Genomic DNA, 18,668 nt, shown 5'->3' with positions numbered 1-18,668 from the left:
GCGTGCGCTAAAAGGATCCCCTGGTGGTACGGATTAATTCCAGGTTATCTGTAAAGAGCTCCCGGATATCGTGAATCCCCAGCGCCACCATCGCCATCCGATCCAGTCCAAGTCCCCAGGCAATCACCGGAACGGTGACTCCAAGCGGCAAGGTGACTTCCGGCCGAAAGAGTCCCGCCCCGCCGAGCTCCATCCACCCTAATCGGGGATGACGCACATGCAGCTCGACGGAGGGTTCGGTGAATGGGAAATATGCGGGCAAGAACTTCACCTCTTTCGCTTGCGCGACCTCCCGCGCAAAGAGATTCAGAAGCCCCAGCAACGTTCTAAAGTTGATGTCGTCTCCGAGCACGATGCCTTCCACCTGGAAAAAATCTGTCGCGTGGGTGGCATCGACCTGATCGTACCGAAAACACCGGGCAATCGAAAAATATTTCCCTGGGATGCTCGGCGAAGCGGCCAATGTTCTGGCTGAGACGGCGGTTCCCTGACTGCGCAAGACCAGTCGCTTGGCGCGCTGAATATCGAACGAATACCCCCAGCCCGTTGATCCCGTCGCAGCCCCGTGCTGATGCACCTGGGCGACATGCGCCAACACCGACTCATCGATGACAGAGGCATGGGTGGGTTGCTTCACAAAATACACATCATGAATATCGCGCGCTGGATGAAACTGTGGCATGAACAGGGCATCCATATTCCAAAATTCGGTTTCAACCAACGGCCCACGCATTTCCTGAAACCCCATGCTCACGAGCTTTGTTTTGACGGTATCCAGAAATTCTCGGTACGGATGCTTTTTCCCGGTGCCGACGCGTGGCGCCCGCAGGCTGATGGTGTACTTTCGAAATCGCTTATGGCGCCAACTTCCGTCCTTCAAGAGTTCCGGAGTCACTTGCGAGACTTCTTCGGCGACCCCCTGTTTCATCAACTGCGCGGCAGCACTGGCCCCGGATGGAGAGAGCATGAACGCGCGTGTCACTCGCTCATCCACTCTGAACGGCTCTTTGGCATTTCCCCGCTTGACAGCGTAGTCCTCAATGATGTGTCGGTGCTCGTCCGAAAACTTCGCCAGTTCACAGGAGGAGTCATGCACTTGTTGTAGCAGCAGCCGAATGGCTTCCACCGTCGGACTCGGACGTCCGGTCGTTTCAATGCATCCCCCCTGAACGATCAGCAACACTCCTTCCTTCTTGAGTCGCCCCACCGCCTTACTGACATCGGAAGGTTCAAGTCCATCTTGCGTTTGAAGATCAGGGATCGTCAGCCGTTTTCCCGTCCCAGCAGCGTCACGAGCGGCACCAAACACGCGTTCGATGGGAGCTGCGCCCCGATGGTACTCCTCGCCAATTTTTGTCAGTGACACGACCGGCGTCACGGTTTCCGCCTGGATCGTGATCAGGCCTTTGGCCAAAAGCCATTCGACCGCCATGCTGAACTGAGACGGTTCCAACTCGGCGGCGGACGCCAACTGTTCGCTGTCCAAGACTGTTTCCGGCTGGTGCGCGCCGAAGGTGGTAAGAACTTTTATTTCGAGAGGATGCAGGCTGTCGATGACTGCGGAAGAGTTGTCCACCCTGAATAGCCTATCGATTGACCGCTGCGCGAGGCGTCGGTTGGGCGACTGTTTGGGCAGCCGCTCGTATGGCGGCGATCGTGGCCGTATAGTCGCGTTGTGAAAAGATCGCCGATCCAGCGACGAGCGTCGTCGCACCAGCCGCCACGATCTCCCTCGTGTTATCGACCTTCACGCCGCCGTCCACTTCAAGCAGCGCTTGGCTGTTGATTCGATCCAGCTGGTTTCGGGCCTCGACAATTTTCTTCAGCACCGAAGAAATGAATGTTTGGCCGCCGAACCCTGGATTCACCGACATGATCAACACCAAGTCGATATCACCCCAGATCTCCTGAAGCGACGAGATGGGCGTAGCGGGATTAAGCGTCACTCCGGCCTTGACCCCACGTTCCTTAATCGACTGAATCGTTCGATGGAGGTGCGGACAAGCTTCGACATGCACGGTCAGATAGTCGGCACCGGCTTCGGCAAACTCTGGGATGAACGCATCGGCGTTCGTGATCATCAAGTGCACGTCCAGAGGCAGCTTCGTAACCTTTCTAAGACTTTCTACAATGGGAGGGCCCACCGTCAAATTCGGCACAAAGTGGCCGTCCATGACGTCCACGTGCAGCATATCGGCGCCGGCCCGCTCCACGGCGGCGACTTCATCCGCCAATCTGGCAAAATCGGCGGAGAGGATCGACGGCGCAATGTAGATCGGAGAAGGCATCACTCGTCCTTCCGTAAACGAGCCGCGTAAAAGCCATCCATTCCAAAATTATTGCACATGGTAGAGAGCGCCCCTTGTGCTGTTACAAATTGAAGCGCAGTGGGCGGAAGCCAGGGGGCCACAGATTCACGCGTCCATCCTGGAGCGGTTTCGCAAAACCGGTTCACAACCTCTTCAGTTTCTTCAGTTTCCGCCGAGCACGTACTATAGACCAGCACCCCCCCTGGTCGCAAGGTACGCGCGACAGACTCAAGGATATGCGCTTGAAGTTTCTGATGCCGAACAAATGACGAATTAGATCTCCGTCCCTTTGCCTCAGGATGGCGACGCAAGACACCCAGTCCGCTGCAGGGTGCATCGACGAGAATCCGGTCGAAGGAGTCTGGGATATCTGACCGATCGGCACCACCGGCCAACAGCCTCACCCATTGGACTGGCTGCCTCACATCTCCAACCACAGGCACAACGCTCTGCATCCGAAGCCTGAGACAATTCTCCCGCAACAAGTCCAACCGGGAAGTGTTCTGATCAACGGCGATGATCGTCCCGTGATCGCCCATGAGCTCCGCGAGATGAGTGGCCTTGCCACCCGGAGCCGCACAAGCGTCTAAAATCACATCGCCAGACTGCGGTTCAAGGATCGGCGGAATAAGCTGAGCGGCTTCATCTTCGACATAAAAATCCCCTGCCGTGAAACCCAGCAAGGAGGTGACGCCCTGCCCTTTCTCCACCACAACTCCTAGAGGGCTCACCGCTGTCGGGTGGGCCGGAATTCCAGCCTCCTGGAGGCGCTTCAGAAATTCTTCCCTCGTTAGCCGACAACGATTCACTCGCACAGTCAGACCTGGAGCGGTGCTGGTTGCCCGGCAGGCCGATTCCGCTTGCTCCATCCCCATTCGCTCCAACCAGCGCTCCGCCAACCACAGCGGGACACCGTATGTCAGTGAAAGCCATTCAGCTGGGTGAGCCGCGGGATCGGGAGGGGATGGTACCGGCGCACGGATCAGATTGCGTAAGACCCCGTTTACCAAGCCGCTCCAATCACGACCAAGTTGTCGTGCAGAGACTTTGGTCAATTGGACCGTTTCATTCACGGCCGCAGAATCCGGCACTCGATCCAGAAATAGCACTTGATACGCGCCGAGCCGAAGCAACATCTGGACGATGACGGGGAGCCTATGGAGGGGTTTGGAAAGCACCGCATCGAGTCGCCAATCAATCGGTTCCTGACGCCGCAACACTCCATACACCAACTCCATCACTAGTGACCGATCACGAGACTGGGTGATCAACGCAGCTTGCGGATCAATCAGTTCATCGAGGGAACGATCTGTCCGCTGGCTTGCGAGAAGGATGCGCAGCGCGACGGATCGTGGGGATGGTTCGGACACAGAAGTTCCTCGGTGGAGTTCGTCAGATCTCGCCGGCAAGAAGGTGGGCCGTTCTAGGGGTGTGCGGTGACGGAATCACAAATCCTGTAAACCTAGTTGTATCCCGGCTGAGACTTTATGCCCTGATAGAAACTGGCTGACGGGCATACGTTTCGAATTCGCAGTCTGGATTTCTCGTACCTCGAGCATACCTTCGCCGGTTGCGACCAGGATGGACTGTTTGTCTACGGCAACGATCGTTCCCGGTTTGTCGGTCGTCGTCCCACCTGTTGAAACCGCCTTCCAGATATTCCAACGTTCCTCACCGGAAAATGTATAGGCTCCCGGCCAGGGGGAAAGTCCTCGCACTCGATTGGCCAGTACTGGAGCTTTCATCGTCCAATCAATCTGACCGTCTTCCTTTTTCAAGAGAGGGGCCATGGTTGCCTGCCTATTGTCTTGCTTCTTCGGCATCAACGTTCCGGCTTTCCATTGTGCAATCGTCTCGACAAGCAACCGCCCACCCAACTCCGCGAGACGCGGCGCCAACGTCCCAGCCGTATCATCCGGCATGATCGTGAGCCTCTCTTGGAGCAACATGGGACCGGTATCCATGCCTTCGTCCATCAGCATCGTCGTGATCCCGGTCTCGCTCTCACCGTTGATGACAGCCCATTGGACCGGAGCTGCACCTCGATACTTCGGTAACAGCGAGCCATGCACGTTCACACAGCCGCTGGGCGGTAAAGACAGGATGCCCGGATGCAGAATGCGGCCGAAAGCCGTTACCGCGATAAGATCAGGCTTCCAGGCAGCCAACGGCTCAAGAAACTCCGGCGCCTTCATTTTCACCGGTTGTAGGATTGGAACGTCTTCGCGTTGCGCAATGAGCTTGATCGGTGAGGGAGTCAGCTGTTGTCCACGCCCCTTCGGCCTGTCCGGCTGTGTGACGATGCCCACGACCTGATCATCGGACTTCAGCAATGCTTCCAATGAAGGCACGGCAAATTCTGGAGTCCCCATGAAGACGATACGCATACGTTGGCTTTAGCATCGTGGTGAGGAGAAAGCAATCGGGTTGTACCGTAACTTGACTTGCTGTTCAGCGCTTTGTTAGCATCCATCCGCGGGGTGGAGCAGCCTGGTAGCTCGTTGGGCTCATAACCCAAAGGTCAGAGGTTCAAATCCTCTCCCCGCAACCAATCTTCGTTGTTTGTCCCCTCCCAACTATCTCAGTCCTGTCCTAGTTGATTGAAGGTCCAAACTGATCCAGCATTTATGTGTGGTTTGGTCATCTTCACCGAGCCCTCGTCACGATCTAATCGAGGCTCGTCAGAACTGCAACATGGCGCCCCTCAAATCGACGGCGCTCTAGGACTGAAGCGAGATGACGACTGACGTGGTCTTTGGCGAAAGGAGGGGAACGATGAAGCGGTCAACGTTCTCAGGAGTGAAGATCGTCTCGACCATCCGGGCAAGCCAAGTCGGGCGCCTGGAGCGGCAACCTGTGCAGGTAATACGGCAAAACTGAGCCACCCATAGCAACGGGTGCGGAACTACCTCGCGTATCGCTATTCAGGTTGAAAGGTCTTCATGATGGATGGGAAGGAGCGATCTGTCTTGTAGAGCGCGACAAGCGAGTTGAACTCCTTGTTCACACCGTTCTTCTTTCTAAAGGTCTCCAGCCGCTGAACAAAGGCATTGGCCTCTTTTATGGGTTCAGCGTGGTTGTCCTTCAGCAGACCAGGGATAAAGTCCTTAATGATAAGGATGGTTGGCCCAATATGGTCTTCCCCTCTAAATGCTTCTTTCACAAAGTGGTTCACCAAGGCACAGAACATGTCCCGCGAGGTAAGTCCAGCCTCTGGCCGCCCTGTGCTCTGTTTAGTGGTGCCAGCATAGGCTTTCGCTCTGCCTTTTGTTTCTTTGACAAAGGCATCCACGAAACCATCCATAATTTCGGCGAGTGTCTTCCGATGATGCCGCTTGTGTTCGACGCCTGGTGTGAGGGCTTTCTTCACCTCCAAGGCGTAATCGAACGTTAGGCCCTTCACTAACTCTTGGATCTTGAGCAATTGCTTTGCATCGGGTTCTGACGTTCGCCATAGGGATTCTCGCGCTTGTTCTTCGATGACATCGCGCTCCCCTCGCCCACCGACGTATTCTCCCGTCGTTTTTGCAAGCTCTGACCGGTCGGCATCCCACAGCAGGAGTCCGAGCAGTGCATAGGCGGCGTCGGTGGATTGACATTGATCCTGGCACACCTCCTTGAGCGACTCGGATTTGGCCAGGTTTTCATAGAAGCCTAAGAACCAGTTATCCCATATTGCGTCGCTCCATCGCTCCCTGGCTTTCCAGATGGCCCATTCGACATACTCAAGAGGAGAGCAGTTCGTCGGAGGGATTTGCCGTCCGGTAATCGGAACGCTGTTGGGATGTCTCTGCCTGAAGAGCGTATATGCTGCTTCAAATCGCGAAGAGGCTTCTTTCGGTGCAACGTGACCATTCTTCGAAGGGAGTCGCCTGACTTCGAACTGCAGAGAGATCGGCGGGAGACCTGATCGGCTGTAGACAGCCCTACGTGAAGAGTTTTTCAGTCTTTCCAGCCGAGCCGCGTCGGCAGCATCGCGGATATGACCCGTTCCTGGCTTGGCGCGATATCTTGTTTTTGTTATTCGACGTGTCTTCATGCCTCGATCCCAACCCTTCTCATATCAGATGAAACTCACCAGAGCAAGGACGGCAGGCTGCTTTCTCTGCAATCAAGCCTATTTCTTCGCATCCCCATGACGTTCAAGATCTCTCTCCATCCCACTCCCGTTCCTCTTGCGACAAAAGGAACAACATCGCCAGTATTGAACTCCCAGTTGGTGCCTGAAACTCATCTACCTCAACGGTCACTATTGTGTAAATAAACTGCCCGAGGCGGACACGAGAAGGCCCGGAGCCCCATCACTGGAGCCCCGGGCCCTTGCTTACCGCATACGTCCTCTCTCTACGGCTCAGTAGCCAGGCTTCGCATTCGGATCCACCTGGCTGGGGAACGGATCCAGGATGCTCTTCGGTGCATTGTTCCAGACCACGTCCGCCAGGTTCGACATGCGGCTCACAATCTGTGCCGCCACGCCCCCCGCCGGCCCCGGAACAACCCGCACCAGCCCAACGTCACAAAGCCCCAGTGCAACGGCGCCGCAAACAGCTCATCCACAAACCAGAACGCATGGCCCCACTCGTTGAGCCCCACGTTCGGCAGAATGAACATCGGCCCCACCACCGCCGCCACCAACGGAAACGATGTCGCCTGGCTGTACAGCGGCAACCGCGTCTGCGCATACAGGTAGCTCGACACCCCGCACGTGATGTACAGCGGGAACGTCCCGTAGAACGCCACAATGTGGCTCGCCGTGAAGCTGGTGTCGCGGATGATCACTTGGTGCCACGCCGCATCCTGCTCCAGGGTGTAGCTCCCCGCGTAGTACACGCCCCAGATGTAGCACACCAACCACCCCATGAAATAAAAGTACCGCTTCAGCTCGAGCTTCGGGTCCAGGTTCGCGAAGTTGCGATCCCGCGTCACCCAAATCCAGCCCACCGCCACGGCAAAGAAGATGGCGTTGGCGACGATGTTAAACCGCCACAGCCCCATCCACACCGACTCAAACTCCGGGGTCATGGAGTCGAGCCCGTGGGAGTACCCGAAGGTCCGTTGATACACGACCCAAAACACGCCGATCGCCAACATCCCAAACCAGCCGAGCTTGGCTGGCCGCGAGTCGTACCACTGCGAAATATCATACCCGCGCTCTTGACTAGCCATAGTTCTGTCCCTCCTTGTTAAAGCACCCTCGCATGAATCGAATCGTTACGCAGGTCCGGAGACCCGCCAGTTCCTAAACCGATTGGATTTTGAGAATTCGTACCCGATCAAGGCGAGAAGAAGCAGAATGGCCAGCGGCCCAATCGCTTTTCTCGCAATGTGTGTATAGTCGACCTGCTGCACCCGCAAAACATAAGACGATGAGCTTAGGCCATCTGGCGTAATGATCAGTGTATAGAGCCCTTTTGCAAGCGCGGTTTCGCCGCGGACCACGCCATCTGGATGGATCACCGGAGGCCAGTAGGCCACCGTCTGGTCTTCCGCGGTTTCATTGAGACCCCGCACCACCCGCATAGCCACCGCTGTGTTCCGCAATGCTGGATCTACGAGGTCCACAACAAGAAACGTCTCACCCTCACCGGGAATTTCGGTACAGTACTGCGCCCTGGCTTCATTCTGCGGTTGATAGGCATTGAAATGAACCAGATTGCCGCCGACTCGTCGGACGCACATGTCTTCCTCGATTATGACTTTGCCATGAGCATAGGCAAAACCGGGCAGCTGAGCCGCTAGAAGCACACACACCACGACAGCCTGATAGTTCGAGACCTTTTGTAAGATTGCTGCCATGCTCTCCTTCGATCGCATCCCGCATGACAATCCGTTTAGAATGCTCCGCACGGAGATGGCGATAAAGTTCTTGGTCATCGACGCTCACCCCCTTCCACTAGGCCTACTACAAAGCATACCCCCCTAAAGATGAAGAAGGCATTAGAAGTTCATGAAGAAATCTTCATAATTCATTCCCAATGAGAGGACCCATCATGTCAGCGTTCAGCCCAAGTTTGCTCTCGATGACTGCTTACGCCGTACCATTTTTCGTAGCACCACATAGAACAGAGGAACAAAAAAGATCGCCAGAAATGTCGCGGCCACCATGCCACCCATGACACCGGTCCCGATTGACTGACGGCTTGCCGCTCCGGCTCCTCTGGCCACAACCAATGGCACCATGCCGAGAATAAAGGCCATCGATGTCATGATAATCGGTCGAAAACGCAATCGAGCCGCTTCGAGTGCGGCCTCGATCAGGGGACGTCCTTCCTCGTATCGGGTATTAGCAAATTCGACGATCAGGATCGCGTTCTTCGCCGTCAGCCCGATCAACGTCACCAATCCGATCTGAAAGTAAATGTCGTTCTCGAAGCCACGTACCCACACGGCGCTAAGTGCGCCAAAAATCCCAAACGGGACGGCCAGAATAACTGCGAATGGGACGACCCAACTCTCGAACTGTGCCGCCAATACCAGGAACACCATCAGAAGACCGACGACGAAGACGAGGTTGGACTGACCTCCAACCCGTCGTTCCTGAAACGAAAGGCCGCTCCAATCGATCCCATACCCTCGTGGAACCAACACTTCTTTGGCCACACGATCCAGCGCTTCGAGTGCTTGACCGGAGCTGTATCCCGGCGCGACGGCACCCAGCACAAGGGCGGTATTGTATCCATTGAAGTGTTTCACCGGATCCGGTCCGCTCTGATACTCTGCCGTCACCACCGTATCGAGCGGAATCATGTTCGCTCCATGAGCGCTCGGAGCCCGCACGTAGATCTTCGAAAAGTCTTGAGGCGTCGCCCGATACTCCGCTTCCGCTTCCGTCTGCACGTGATAGACCCGCCCAAATTTGATGAAATCGTTGATGTAAAAATTGCCGAAGTAGGCCTGTAAGGTATCGAAGATTTCCGAGATCGGTATCCCTAAGGATTTCGCACGTTCGCGATTCACATGGGTATAGACCCGCGGGGAAGACACACGGAAATTCGTTCCCACCCGGCCGATGGCCGGTTCTTTTTGCGCCCGTTCAACAAACTGCTGAGCCGCTTCGGCAAACTGTTTGAAATCCTCTCCTGTGGGATCTTGCAACTGTGCGGAGAAGCCGCCTGCCGCCCCGACACCTTCAATCGCCGGAGCATTGAAGGCTAAGAGAAGCGCTTCAGGAATCTGCTCAAACGCGCTATAGGCCGCACCGACCATCGCTTTCGCATGGTTCTGCGGTTCTGGTCGCTCATCCCAGGGAATCAGCGGCACAAACATCGTCGCAGAGTTCGGGCCTCTGGTCCCGAACACAAAGTTTTGGCCGGAGAGGGCATCCGTTGAATTCACCACTGGATTTGATTGAAATACCCGTTCTATTTTCTCAAGTACCGCATCGGTCCGTTGCTTCGAAGCACCGTCCGGCAGCTGGGCCACGACGATAAAATACCCCTGGTCATCTTCCGGCACGAAACTCTTCGGCAATGTCTGGAACAGGCTAATGGAAACGGCAATGAGCACACCGAACACCGCCATCACCCGTACAGGTCTGGTCAATAACGCCGCCACCGCATTTGTGTAACCAGTCTGCGTTCGTCCGAACAGCCGGTTAAACAACAACCAGAACCCTCCCCGTTCACCAGCATGCGGCCTGAGCACCGCAGCGCAGAGGGCGGGGCTGAGGGTCAAGGCCACAAATCCGGAAACGGTGACCGAAATGGCGATCGTGGCGGCAAACTGCTTATACAGGGCTCCGGTAATCCCACCGACAAATCCCACTGGGGCAAAGACAGAGACCAGCACCAACACAATGGCGATGATAGGAGCCATTACTTCACTCATCGCCCGTTTGGCCGCATCTTTCGCCAACAATCGATTTTCGCGCATGTGCCGCTCGACGTTTTCCACGACTACGATCGCATCGTCGACCACGATACCAATCGCCAACACCATCCCAAACAAGGTAATCGTGTTGATGGAGAAGCCGAGCGCATAGAGTCCAATAAAGGTCCCGATCAAGGAGACCGGTACGGCAACCATGGGAATGAGGGTTGCGCGCCAGCTTTCAAGGAAGAGATAGACGACCAGCACGACCAAGACCATAGCCTCAGCCAAGGTTTTCACCACCTCTCTGATCGAGACCTCGATGAACTGAGTGGTATCGTAAGGGACATCGTAGGTCACACCAGTCGGAAACGCTTGAGCCAATTCGTCCATCTTGGCTCGTGCACCGCGTATCATCTCGAGCGCGTTGGCACCGGGCGACAAAAACACCAGGATGAACGTGGTTGGCTTGCTGTTCCAACGGGCTTCCAGAGCATACGACTGAGCCCCGACTTCGACCCGGGCCACATCCTTCAGGCGGACCAGCGAACCATCTGGAAGCGCACGCACGATCAATGCCTCGAAATCCCTCACGTCCGTCAGTCGACCCTTCGCAATAATCGGAATTGTCAGCTCGGTCCCCTTCGGAGCTGGCTCTCTCCCGATCGTTCCTGCTGGGTAGTCGCGATTCTGTTCTCGAATGATCGCTGCGATGTCGCTCGGCACGAGGCCTAGTTTCCTCATAAGCAATGGATTGAGGATGATCCGCATGCTGTAGTTCGACTGTCCAAAGACCCACGCATCACCAACACCCTTCACCCGTTTGAGATCATCGACTACTCGACGGGTGGCATAATTCGAAAGAAACACGGCGTCGTGCTGGGGATCTGTGGATTTCAGGACAAAGACTGCGAGGAGGTTCCGAGTGGCTTTCTTCACAGACACGCCTTGCCGGATCACTTCCGTTGGCAGCTGAGGCTCAGCGAGTTTGACGCGATTCTGCGTTTGCACCTGAGCAATATCCGGATTGGTGCCGACCTCGAACGTCAACGTCATGCTCACATGTCCATCATTACTACTGGTCGACTCAAAATAGAGCAGATTGTCGATGCCAGGGAGCATCACCTCAATCGGTCTGGCAACCGATTCAGCTGCAACTTCCGCACTAGCACCGGGATAATCGGCTTCAATCTGCACGACAGGTGGGTTGATTTCAGGGAACTGGGCGACCGGGAGGAACTGGAGCGCCAGAAGACCCATGACGACAATCACCACAGATACCACTGACGCAAGAATTGGACGGTCGATAAATACGTCTAGCTTCACGAACAATCTCCGTTCTAGATGCGGGCTTTACCCAAACAGATCGATTCTATTCCAGGATGATTACGCTCCAAATGTGAAGCATGCACGAAAAGCCCATGAAGAATTCTTCATCAATCGCGTCTCTACAGGAGCTAGATTTGCAAGGTTTTATTCAGGCGCTGTGGAGAGATCGACATGACTCAGCAGTGAAGGAGCCTTAGCGTGCATGAGAATGTGGTTCGTGATCCAGCCAGACGTCGCCGTCGTCCTGAGAGCCTCCCACCGATTGCAGTGAGGTAAAATCAAAGAGCCGTTGATCCATCAAGAGCGATGGCGCTACGTTGGTCAACGCCGCCGCAATGCTGTCGCCACAACCTGGGGACTCTCGTTCCCATTGCCGGAGAAACGCCTTCACTTTGTTACGCTTCAAATCCTCTTGAGACCCGCAAAGATCGCACGGAATAATGGGGAACCCCCGCAGCTCAGCGTATCGTGCCAGATCGCTTTCTTTAACCGATGCTAACGGGCGAATGACGATGTGGCGTCCATCCTTTGAGCGCAGCTTGGGCGGAATGGCTTTCAGCTTGCCGGTAAAAAACAGATTGAGGAATAACGTTTCGACGATATCGTCGCGGTGATGGCCCAACGCGATCTTGGTGGCACCGAGCTCCGTGGCGATGCGATAGAGATGCCCCCGCCGTAGTCTTGAGCAGAGCGAGCAGGTCGTCTGCCCCTCAGGAATCAACCGCTTCACGATCGAATAGGTATCCCGTGCTTCGATATGGAAGGGTACCCCCCGGCTTGTCAGGTAGTTAGGAAGCACCTGCTCTGGGAAGCCTGGCTGACGTTGATCGAGATTGACGGCGACCAAGTCAAAACGAACAGGGGCCCGGCGTTGCAAAACCAGCAAGATATCTAACAACCCATAACTGTCCTTCCCACCCGAAAGGCAGACCATCACCTTGTCTCCGTCTTCGATCAGGCGATAGTCGGCAATAGCCTGGCCAACCAGCCGGCAGAGGCGTGTTTGCATCTTCTCTGCAGCTTCATCTAACTTAAGCGGAGATGCTGGTCGGATAGGGACAATCATGTCAGGATTGTAGCTGGTCCGTTAGAAGGCTGTCGACATGCTAGTTTGGAGAAAAATGACCGACCGATCCGCGAGCCAATCGATTCTCTTTGTCTGTACGGGTAATATCTTCCGGAGCGTGGCGGCGGAATATGCCCTGCGCGCGCAACTCGGTGCACACTCGACCTATCGGGTGGGATCAGCCGGGATTGACGCTAAGCCTGGGACGATCCACCCGGTGATTTCGAACCGACTCATTAAAAAAGGGGTCGACCCTTCCTCACATACCCCACGCCTCTTGACCAAGCAACTGGTCAAACAGCACGACATCATCATTGCGATGGGCTTGGGACATCGTGAGTTTATTCAAAAACGGTTCGGTTTGAAGGTTCCGCTCTTCAACGAAGTGTCGTTCGGGGAGGAAACCCCGATTCTGGACCTGCATGAGGCTCTCCCTGACTGGGAACGCGATATCGTCGAGGCGCGGGCCTATATTGAGTCTGTCATCGACCACATTTGGGAGGCCGTGCCTGAATTGATGGTGCGACTTCCTGACTTCTCCAAAGGCAAGACATGATGGGCCACCTACCGTCAGTCCATTAGGACGCTGGCGACCTTTTCGACTACATCTCTTCTCCTCGCTCCGCCCTGACCCAACCGTCACAACCGGAATCCTCGCACCTGCTATATTTTCTATGGGTAGTCGATCTGGATGGAGGACGGGCTGATCATGGATCGTGCGGATGCCGACGTGCTCAAAACACCGATCGTAGGCCAGAATGAACCACATTGGGCATCCTGGTCGGATGAGGCCTTATTGGATCTTCCTATGTGCGATCTCCACGTAGGGCTGACAGGGGGATTCCTCGAACAACCCATCGCTGAGTTGGCCCGTGAACTTGAACAGCGGGAGTTACTGTTTCGTCCATATTTTTGGCTGTCCAACGAATGGTTCACGCCCGACGGCGTACCCGGCATGGCCATTCCCTTCTATCTCGCCCATCCCCGGCTTGCGAAACTCGAGCTGGCGCAAATGTTGGAGGTCGAAGGGGGCACGAGAGAATGGTGTTTGCGCATCCTCCGCCATGAAACGGGGCATGCCATCGAAAACGCCTACAAGCTTCGTCGCCGCAAAACCCGTCAAGAGATCTTCGGCAAGTCGTCCCAACGATACCCGAGATATTACTCCCCCCGTCCCTATAGCAGAAGCTTCGTTCGCCATTTGGATTTGTGGTATGCGCAGAGCCACCCGGACGAGGACTTCGCCGAAACTTTTGCCGTCTGGTTGACCCCCGATTCGCTCTGGGAAGAACGCTATCGAGGCTGGCCCGTGCTCAAGAAGCTCAAGTATGTCGACGGGGTGATGAAAGAACTCCGAGGGGTCGCACCCTGCGTCACGACTCAAGAAGAGGTCGATTCCCTCTCAAGTCTCAAGAAGACCCTGAGCGAACATTATGACCGCAAACGAAGGCATTACGGCATCGACCGGCAGTTGCAGTATGACCCGGATCTCAAACGACTGTTTTCCGCCCTACCGAGTCACGCAACCAAACCGAGCGCTGCCGGCTTTCTTAATCGCTTTCGCCGGGAGGTGCGCCGCAAGGTCGCGAGTTGGACCGGCGAGTACCAATACACCATCGACCAGGTGTTGGAAGATATGATCCGACGATGCCGGGAATTGGATTTGAGGGTACCCGTCACCGAGGAGCAGGCCAAACTCGATTTCACTATCCTCCTGACTGTTCACACGATGAACTTCTTGCGGAGCGGACGACATCGGGTGGCCTTATGAAACGACTGTGCGTGCTGGTCCTCATGCATGAAGATCTAGTGCCACCAGAGGACGTGACCGGCCATGACGTGAAAACCGTCGCATGGCGGACCGAGTACGATGTGGTCTCGACTCTCAGGAAGCTCGGTCACGAGGTGTACCCGCTCGGGGTCAAGAGCGATCTCAGCGTGATCCAATCAGCGATTGATCAATGGAAACCGGACATCGCGTTCAACCTCCTCGAAGAATTCGATGGCGTGGCTGTTTATGATCAGCATGTCGTGTCGTACCTCGAACTCCTGCACCTGCCCTACACCGGCTCGAATCCACGCGGGCTCATGCTGGCTCGCGACAAAGTGCTGACGAAGAAAGTGCTGGCCTTCCACAAGATTCCCTACCCGGAATTCATCGAAGTACCTCACGGCCGCATGGTGAAGCGTCCAAAATCGCTGACCTTCCCCTTGATCGTGAAATCGGTGAGTGAAGAGGCCTCGCTGGGGATTTCCCAAGCCTCGATCGTCACGGACGACGAGAAACTTGCCGAACGAGTCGCCTTCGTCCACAGCAGCATAGGGAGTGGGGCGCTGATCGAACAATACATCGAGGGGCGCGAATTCTACGTGGGAATCATCGGGAACGGCCAACTGCAAGTGCTGCCGGTCTGGGAACTCATCATGGACAAGCTGCCTGATGACGCGAAGCGCATTGCCACCGAACGGGTCAAATGGAGCCGGAAGTATCAGATCAAGTATGGGATCATCTCCAAAGAAGCTGACGATTTAGCAGAAAGCAAGACTCAGGAAATCCAGGGCCTGGCGAAACGCCTCTATCGAGCGCTCGGCTTAAGCGGGTATGCCCGTATCGACATGCGCATGGATGCTGAAGGGCGGCTGTACATCCTCGAAGCAAACCCCAACCCGCAGATCGCGGAAGATGAAGATTTCGCGGATTCGGCCAAGAAGGTCGGCTATCAATACAAAGATCTGCTGCAGGAACTCCTGAATGTCGGGCTTCGCTGGCGCCCCGCTAAAGCTGCGTAGCTTTGGGGCGGACCGCTCACTTACACCTACTACGCCTCTTCCTTGTACTTCCCGTCAAGTAGACAACTGACATTCATATCCCCCATCACGTTGATCGCGGTGCGACAGCGATCGAGAAACCAATCCACCGTCAACAGGACAGGGATGTATTCGACCGGTAGGCCGACGGCAGTAAAGACCATGGTCATCGTGACAAGACCGGCTTCAGGAATGCCGGCCGCCCCGACCGAGGCAACGATGCTGGTGACCACAACCATGAGCTGCTGCTGAACAGTGAGATCCATCCCAATCATCTGCGCGATGAACAGCGCTGCCATGGCTTCGTAGAGGGCGGTGCCGTCGTTGTTGAAATTCGCCCCGACCAGCGCCCCCATACTGGCGGACTGCTCATGCAGGCCCACCCGATCTTTCAGCGCCGCGTAGGTCACCGGCATCGTCGCCGTCGAGCTGGCCGTGGAAAAGGCCATGACCAACGCATCGCGTCCCCCACGAAGCAGTTCAATCGGCCGGACCCAAGAACCAAAGCGAATGCGGAGTAGGTAATAGCCAGCCTGGATCGTGAGCGCGAGCAACACACACAGAACAAAGATCCCAAGCGCTTTGAATTGAGCGAACCCCTCCGTCCCCACGATATGGGCGACGATGCCAAACACGGCAAACGGCACAAGCACGATAATCCAGTGCAAAATCTTAATCAATGATTCCAGAAAGAGTTCGACAAGATGTCCGACTGTTCCAAGCGGCCGTTCTCGTTCTTTGCGGAGAGCCATGCCAAACGCCACGGCAATGAAGATCACGCCGATGACCTTCCCATCGTCCCCGAGCGGTCCCAGAAGACTCTTCGGCACATTCTCAAGAAAGAGGGCGAGTGGATTAGCGGTATGCGCGGCTTCTTCGTGCACTGCTGGCGGCGCGATGCCAGCCTCTTGTCCTGGCTGAATCATGTTGGCGACGGTCAGCCCAACAGTGATCGCAACCAACGTGTTCAGAAACAATAACCACGGCAGCCACCTGGCCAGTGGCCCGCCAACATTCGTTGTCATGAAGGTGTGCACAATCGCCGCGAGGATCAGCGCCGGTGCGAGCGCGCCTAAGAGACGCAGCACCAGCTTCCCCGGCACCGCCAGGACAGCGGCATCGCTGCCCAGCACCAGCCCCGCGATGACACCGAAAATCAAGGCGATGACGATGCGAGCATAGAGTGGGATGCTTTGCCACATGATGATCAAGCCCCTGTTTGGCTCGGCGACTGCTGATCTCCCGGAGGCATACGCATCCACCGACTGTTACTCCATTCGTTCCTTGCCTCTGCAGGACCAAATGCAGACCGATTGCACTGACTACGCGGTTGGCGATGGTATCAGATCTGATTCAGGGCCAGCGAACAATTCTAGTGAGACGAAATGCGGCCCTCAGGAAGTTGCACTCACGTTCCATGATGCACCGGAGGCGATGACCGCATTTTCTCCTGGCTTGATCACCATAGTTGCGCCGTCCTCCCGCAGTGCAGAGAAAGCAGCAGCCGATTTATCGTTCACACGTAGACGCGCAGAGAACTAGCCCGTTAATGGGCGGACCTACCCCCGCTCGCAACGGTACTAATGGATGACTCGATAACATCAGTGGACCAGTGTGCCCATCTCAAAGGGGACGCCCGAATTCGAGGTTCTCCGATCGCCTGTTAGAGTTTCGCGAGCGGTTATTTTGCACGGTCACACCATCGACTGTCTTTAAAACCATACACCTGGTGTTCTCAAAACCATACCCTATGGGTCAATACACATAACTATATAATAGTATGCTCATATTCATGATTTTGACTGAAAGCAGTTACCACAATTATCTCAGGAAGCCTGCACCTGAAAGAGAAGACAACCCTGTCAGTACATCATAACTTGTTGGTTTCTTTCATCTATTCAGTCAATGTTATTTAGGTACAGAGGATGTTCTAATCCTACCAGATGTTTAGTCCCACTGACTTCCACCTCTGGGAACTAGGGATATCCCCAGTTCCCAATGACGTGCGCGGATGTTACATCCAACATGCGTCGCCAAACAGGCCCATGTCGATCTCTTGGCGTCACACATCTGGGTCTGTTCACGTCGTCCAATTTCCATATTGAGGTAGGTTCTGGCACGTATCCTAAATCCTCTACCTTGCAGCTTCTTGCAACGATTATTTTGCAGCGATGGCATTATGTCCCCCTACGTGATTCTGAAAGGCTCACATGATGAATAGCACCTTCCCCTTCTGTTCCGGGAAAACCGTATTTGTGACCGGTGCGACCGGTTTCCTTGGAGGCTGGTTGATACGCCGACTCCTCGAATACGACGCACATGTCGTCGCTCTTGTCCGTTCCTCCAAGCCACACTCCCAGTTCTTCTTGGAATCGTTCAACGACTCTGCATCTGTCTCTGTCTATCAGGGTGATGTCGCGGACCAAGACTTGATTGAAAGGATATTTGACCAGCACCCAATCGAGGTATTTTTCCATACTGCGTATGGCGCTGATGTGCATCGTGTTTTGGAGGAACCATTGGAATGCTTTCGGTCCTCGGCGATCAGCACATGGCAGATACTAGATTTTCTCAAGAATAACCATCCGAACTGCATATCCGTCATTAGCTCGACCGACAAGGTGTACGGCCGCCAGCCGACACCGTACCTGGAGAGTTTTTCGCTCCAGCCGCTGCACCCATACGAAGTCGCTAAGGCCTCCCAGGATCAGACCGCTCAATGCTATGGAAAGGTGTTCAAGTGTCCTGTGGCCGTCACACGCTGCGGGAATTTTTTTGGTGCCTACGATTTCAATTTTACGCGTCTCATTCCTGGAGTGGTCCAGAGCATTATGCAGGGTGAATCTCCGACTCTCCGGTCCAACGGCAGGTTTACGCGCGATTTTTTGTATATAGAGGATGCCGTCGACGCGCAGCTCCTGTTGGCCCAGCAGCTTTCGGAAAACGAGGCCCTCTACGGAGAAGCGTTCAACTTCTCCTACGGAAAGCAGATTGAAGTTCTCGATATTGTGAAACAGATCTGTCGTTTGCTCGGCGTGCCGGCTGATGTTGCCACGAATGAGAATAGCAGCGTGGAAATACGGGACATGAGTCTCTCGTGCGAAAAGGCCGTACAAGACCTGGACTGGCAGCCTTCATACAATTTCATGACCGGTCTTGAGCGTACCGTGAGCTGGTATCGCGAGTACTTTTCTCAGCCAGCCGGGGAACCCTATGATTGGCTCAGAAGAACGACCGCGTAGTGCCTGAAGTACAAACATTCTGAACCTATACTTGCCTGGTCCTTTACTGGTGAAGGCGAGATTCGTCCAGCCTCTCATGTAGTAGGGTCGGCTCCTGCCCTCGCA

13 protein-coding genes, 1 tRNA gene and 1 pseudogene are annotated in these 18,668 nt (G+C 55.2%); 5 read left to right on the top strand and 10 right to left on the bottom strand.

Annotated features, from left to right (window positions below):
- Nucleotides 1-7: 7 nt before the first annotated feature.
- The 4 genes from IPM58_11065 to IPM58_11050 form a co-directional block, all read right to left on the bottom strand.
- On the bottom strand, nucleotides 8-1,576 hold the full coding sequence (locus tag IPM58_11065; protein ID MBK9307602.1) for a phenylalanine--tRNA ligase subunit alpha: 1,569 nt from the start codon (nucleotides 1,574-1,576) through the stop codon (nucleotides 8-10).
- Between the two features lie 10 nt (nucleotides 1,577-1,586).
- Complete coding sequence (locus IPM58_11060; protein MBK9307601.1) at nucleotides 1,587-2,288, bottom strand: ribulose-phosphate 3-epimerase; 702 nt, start codon at nucleotides 2,286-2,288, stop codon at nucleotides 1,587-1,589.
- On the bottom strand, nucleotides 2,288-3,679 hold the full coding sequence (gene rsmB / locus IPM58_11055) for a 16S rRNA (cytosine(967)-C(5))-methyltransferase RsmB (protein MBK9307600.1): 1,392 nt from the start codon (nucleotides 3,677-3,679) through the stop codon (nucleotides 2,288-2,290). Before rsmB ends, IPM58_11060 begins: the two co-directional genes overlap by 1 nt.
- Before the next feature lie 75 nt (nucleotides 3,680-3,754).
- On the bottom strand, nucleotides 3,755-4,696 hold the full coding sequence (locus IPM58_11050; GenBank protein ID MBK9307599.1) for a methionyl-tRNA formyltransferase: 942 nt from the start codon (nucleotides 4,694-4,696) through the stop codon (nucleotides 3,755-3,757).
- An 87-nt stretch (nucleotides 4,697-4,783) separates the two neighbouring features.
- On the opposite strand from IPM58_11050, the gene IPM58_11045 reads away from it, so the two are divergent.
- Nucleotides 4,784-4,860 (top strand) — tRNA-Met (locus tag IPM58_11045).
- 369 nt (nucleotides 4,861-5,229) lie between these two features.
- Here the strand turns inward: IPM58_11045 and IPM58_11040 are convergent.
- From IPM58_11040 to ttcA, 5 genes and pseudogenes are all read right to left on the bottom strand, one after another.
- Nucleotides 5,230-6,348 carry a hypothetical protein gene (locus tag IPM58_11040; protein MBK9307598.1) on the bottom strand — a complete coding sequence of 373 codons (1,119 nt, stop codon included), beginning with the start codon at nucleotides 6,346-6,348 and terminating at the stop codon, nucleotides 5,230-5,232.
- A gap of 312 nt (nucleotides 6,349-6,660) precedes the next feature.
- Nucleotides 6,661-7,475, bottom strand: a pseudogene (locus tag IPM58_11035) (methane monooxygenase/ammonia monooxygenase subunit C).
- A gap of 45 nt (nucleotides 7,476-7,520) precedes the next feature.
- On the bottom strand, nucleotides 7,521-8,105 hold the full coding sequence (locus IPM58_11030) for a hypothetical protein (GenBank protein ID MBK9307597.1): 585 nt from the start codon (nucleotides 8,103-8,105) through the stop codon (nucleotides 7,521-7,523).
- 204 nt (nucleotides 8,106-8,309) lie between these two features.
- Nucleotides 8,310-11,444 carry a multidrug efflux RND transporter permease subunit gene (locus IPM58_11025; protein MBK9307596.1) on the bottom strand — a complete coding sequence of 1,045 codons (3,135 nt, stop codon included), beginning with the start codon at nucleotides 11,442-11,444 and terminating at the stop codon, nucleotides 8,310-8,312.
- Nucleotides 11,445-11,640: 196 nt separating this feature from the next.
- Nucleotides 11,641-12,513, bottom strand: a complete 873-nt coding sequence (ttcA, locus tag IPM58_11020; GenBank protein ID MBK9307595.1) for a tRNA 2-thiocytidine(32) synthetase TtcA — start codon at nucleotides 12,511-12,513, stop codon at nucleotides 11,641-11,643.
- Between the two features lie 55 nt (nucleotides 12,514-12,568).
- Between ttcA and IPM58_11015 the strand changes: the two genes are divergently transcribed.
- From IPM58_11015 to IPM58_11005, 3 genes are all read left to right on the top strand, one after another.
- A complete protein-coding gene (locus IPM58_11015; protein MBK9307594.1) occupies nucleotides 12,569-13,069 on the top strand; it encodes a low molecular weight phosphatase family protein in 501 nt (166 codons plus the stop codon).
- 153 nt (nucleotides 13,070-13,222) lie between these two features.
- The gene (locus IPM58_11010) at nucleotides 13,223-14,284 is read left to right on the top strand and encodes a putative zinc-binding metallopeptidase (protein ID MBK9307593.1); all 1,062 of its coding nucleotides are present in this window, start codon (nucleotides 13,223-13,225) and stop codon (nucleotides 14,282-14,284) included.
- Nucleotides 14,281-15,303, top strand: a complete 1,023-nt coding sequence (locus tag IPM58_11005; protein MBK9307592.1) for an ATP-grasp domain-containing protein — start codon at nucleotides 14,281-14,283, stop codon at nucleotides 15,301-15,303. The genes IPM58_11010 and IPM58_11005 overlap by 4 nt, the downstream gene beginning before the upstream one ends.
- Before the next feature lie 29 nt (nucleotides 15,304-15,332).
- On the opposite strand, the gene IPM58_11000 is transcribed toward IPM58_11005, so the two are convergent.
- Complete coding sequence (locus IPM58_11000) at nucleotides 15,333-16,523, bottom strand: dicarboxylate/amino acid:cation symporter (protein ID MBK9307591.1); 1,191 nt, start codon at nucleotides 16,521-16,523, stop codon at nucleotides 15,333-15,335.
- 1,008 nt (nucleotides 16,524-17,531) lie between these two features.
- On the opposite strand from IPM58_11000, the gene IPM58_10995 reads away from it, so the two are divergent.
- Nucleotides 17,532-18,563 (top strand): GDP-mannose 4,6-dehydratase, encoded by a 1,032-nt coding sequence (locus IPM58_10995; GenBank protein ID MBK9307590.1) that lies wholly within the window; start codon nucleotides 17,532-17,534, stop codon nucleotides 18,561-18,563.
- Nucleotides 18,564-18,668 lie beyond the last annotated feature (105 nt).

This window comes from Nitrospira sp. (assembly GCA_016715825.1).
GTDB lineage: Bacteria > Nitrospirota > Nitrospiria > Nitrospirales > Nitrospiraceae > Nitrospira_D.
Note: the sequence above shows the minus strand (reverse complement) of the source record. Positions and strands in the feature narration are given on the sequence as shown.